Raw genomic sequence first — 3202 nt, forward strand, 5'->3', positions numbered from 1 at the left:
AGTCTCGGCGTGTTCGCGCCGAAAGCCACGAATCTCGCGTCGTTGTCGGCGGGACAGGTGGGCTTCATCATCGCGGGTATCAAGGAACTGCAGGCGGCGAAAGTCGGCGACACGGTCACCACCGTCGCACGTCCGGCCGAAGTGCCGCTGCCGGGTTTCAAGGAAGTGAAGCCGCAAGTGTTCGCGGGTTTGTATCCGATCGAAGCAAACCAGTACGACGCGCTGCGTGAATCGCTGGAAAAGCTGAAGCTCAACGACTCGTCGCTTCAGTACGAACCGGAAGTGTCGCAAGCGCTCGGCTTCGGTTTCCGCTGCGGCTTTCTCGGCCTTTTGCACATGGAGATCGTGCAGGAACGGCTTGAGCGCGAGTTCAACATGGACCTGATTACCACGGCGCCGACCGTGGTGTACGAAGTCATAAAGCGTGACGGCGTGCTGATCCAGGTCGAGAACCCGGCCAAGATGCCGGAGCCTTCGTTCATTGAAGAAGTGCGCGAGCCGATCGTGACCGTGAATCTGTATATGCCCCAGGAGTATGTGGGCTCGGTGATCACGCTGTGTACGAACAAGCGCGGTTCGCAGATCAACATGCAGTATCACGGCCGTCAGGTTCAGCTCACGTATGAAATCCCCATGGCGGAAATCGTGCTGGATTTCTTCGACCGGCTGAAGTCCACGTCGCGCGGTTATGCGTCCATGGACTACGAGTTCAAGGAATATCGCGCGTCGGACGTGGTGAAGGTCGACATGCTGATCAATGGCGACAAGGTCGACGCGTTGTCGGTGATCGTGCACCGGTCGCAGAGTCAGCATCGTGGACGCGAAGTGGCGTCGAAGATGCGCGAACTGATTCCGCGCCAAATGTACGACGTCGCAATCCAGGCGACTATTGGCGCGAACATTATCGCGCGCGAGAACATTAAAGCATTGCGTAAGAACGTTCTGGCAAAGTGCTACGGCGGCGATATCTCGCGAAAGAAAAAGCTTCTGGAAAAGCAGAAGGCCGGCAAGAAGCGCATGAAACAAGTCGGTTCGGTCGAGATTCCGCAAGAAGCTTTCCTCGCGATTCTTCGCGTCGAAGATTAATAAAACAACCGGAAACGATTGATGAATTTTGCGTTGATTCTTTTGGTGCTCGTCATCGTGACGGGAATTGCGTGGGTGTTCGACAAACTGGTGTTCGAGAAGCAACGGCGCCGGGCAGCAGATGCAGCGGTAGCGGATTTCGATCAACAGCAGGCACGTCTTGAGCCTCGTTTCGCCGACGAAAACGCGCCGGAAACACGCGCTCGCCTGCGCGATGAAAAGCTCCGTCAGCCGTGGTACCTGGAATATTCCGCGAGCTTCTTTCCGGTGATCCTGGTGGTGTTCGTGGTGCGCTCGTTCGTAGTCGAACCGTTCAAGATCCCATCGGGATCCATGGTCCCCACGCTGCTGGTGGGCGATTTCATCCTCGTCAATAAATTCGAATATGGCCTGCGTCTGCCGATCAGCAATACCAAGCTGACCAGCGGCACGCCGCTCAAGCGCGGTGACGTAGTGGTGTTCCGTTATCCCAAAGACGAGTCGGTGGATTACATCAAGCGTGTGATCGGCCTTCCGGGTGACACCGTTGCGTATCAGGACAAGAAGCTGACAATCAACGGCAAGCCGGTTCCGGAAACGCCGCTGCCGGATTTCTTCGATGACGAACGCGTAGGTTATGCGAAGCAGTTCGAAGAAGATCTCGACGGCCGCAAGAATGCGATCCTGAATAATGCGCAAGTGCCGCCGTTCGTGATTGGCGCCGACGACTTTCCGTTCCGTGACAACTGCAACTACAACGCTCAAGGCGTCATTTGCAAAGTGCCGGCGGGTAACTATTTCATGATGGGCGACAACCGCGATAACAGCGCAGACAGTCGCTATTGGGGTTTCGTCCCTGACGCGAATATCGTCGGCCGAGCATTCTTTATCTGGATGAACTTCAGCAGCCTGAAGCGCATTGGGGTGTTCCATTGAAGCGCGGTTTTGATCAGTATCACCAGCAGTAATCTCGTTCGACCACTACGCCGCGACATCGCGGCGTAGTTGTTATTGCAAGTCACCTTTGAGCCGCCTAGAAACAGCACGAAGAATCGCGGCTAAGGTGTGCTTGTCGTGCCATTTTCCTTGCGGTTTTTCGGCCTTTCAGCCGGATTCGCCCCTCCCGGCGCCCGCGTTATACTCTGCCCATGCCCTCAACCCCGTTGGAAAGCCGGCTCCAGTACGAATTTCGCAATGCGGAATTGCTGCGCCAGGCGATGACCCACCGCAGTCATAGTGCCACGCACAATGAACGACTCGAATTTCTCGGAGATTCCGTTCTAAATTGCGTGGTGGCTGCGCTTTTGTTCCAACGATTCGCAAAACTCGACGAAGGCGATCTTTCTCGCGTCCGGGCAAATCTCGTCAAGCAACAGTCGCTTTATGAGATAGCGCAGGCGCTGAATGTCTCGGAGGCATTGCGGCTGGGCGAGGGCGAGTTGCGCAGCGGTGGCTTCCGCCGCCCGTCCATCTTGGCGGACACGCTCGAAGCCATCTTCGGTGCGGTCTTTCTTGACGGCGGTTTTGACGCCGCGCTTCAGGTGATAAAGCGACTCTACACGCCGATCCTCGATCACATTGATCCACGCACGATCGGTAAAGACGCGAAGACGCTGCTGCAGGAATATCTGCAGGGCCACAAGATTGCATTGCCGACCTATACGGTCGTGGCCACGCACGGCGCGGCGCATAACCAGCAATTCGAAGTGGAATGCACGGTGCCGAAGCTCGAAGTGAAGGTGTCGGGTTCCGGTGCAAGCCGTCGCGCGGCCGAACAGGCCGCGGCAAAGAAGGCGCTCGACGAGTTGGCTTCCGCCGCGCCGGCCATGACAGCGAAGCCGAAGCGCAAGGGTTCGCGCGCGGCCAAGCAAGCGGAACAGGAAATTGTGCCGGGCGTGACGGGCGTGCAGGCGGCGCTCGATCTGCGCGCGCCGGACCGTCGTGAGCGCGCACGCGCCAGCAGCGCCAGCGGTAATAGCAATGGCGTCGGCCATGGCAGCAATACGCATAACGATCCCGAGCGTCCAGCCACGGCGCCATTCGCGGTGATTCGCGCATCGCATGTGGAACCATCGGCAGGTGCATTCGCCAGCGCGGAGAAAACCGAGCGGGCGACGATTCATCGGGCGGAGAAGAC

At 57.8% G+C, this 3202-nt stretch carries 3 protein-coding genes; all 3 read left to right on the forward strand.

The window, feature by feature from the left end; translation table 11 throughout:
• The coding region (gene lepA / locus JWR14_RS26160) for a translation elongation factor 4 (RefSeq protein ID WP_299714281.1) at positions 1 to 1086 on the forward strand (1086 nt) is incomplete at its 5' end.
• 21 nt (positions 1087 to 1107) lie between these two features.
• The gene (gene lepB, locus JWR14_RS26165) at positions 1108 to 2001 is read left to right on the forward strand and encodes a signal peptidase I (RefSeq protein ID WP_299714285.1); all 894 of its coding nucleotides are present in this window, start codon (positions 1108 to 1110) and stop codon (positions 1999 to 2001) included.
• A 212-nt stretch (positions 2002 to 2213) separates the two neighbouring features.
• Positions 2214 to 3202, forward strand: a 989-nt coding sequence (rnc, locus tag JWR14_RS26170) for a ribonuclease III (protein ID WP_299714288.1), incomplete at its 3' end; no start/stop codon positions are given.

It is taken from the genome of Caballeronia sp. (assembly GCF_028292365.1).
Taxonomy (GTDB): Bacteria; Pseudomonadota; Gammaproteobacteria; order Burkholderiales; family Burkholderiaceae; genus Caballeronia.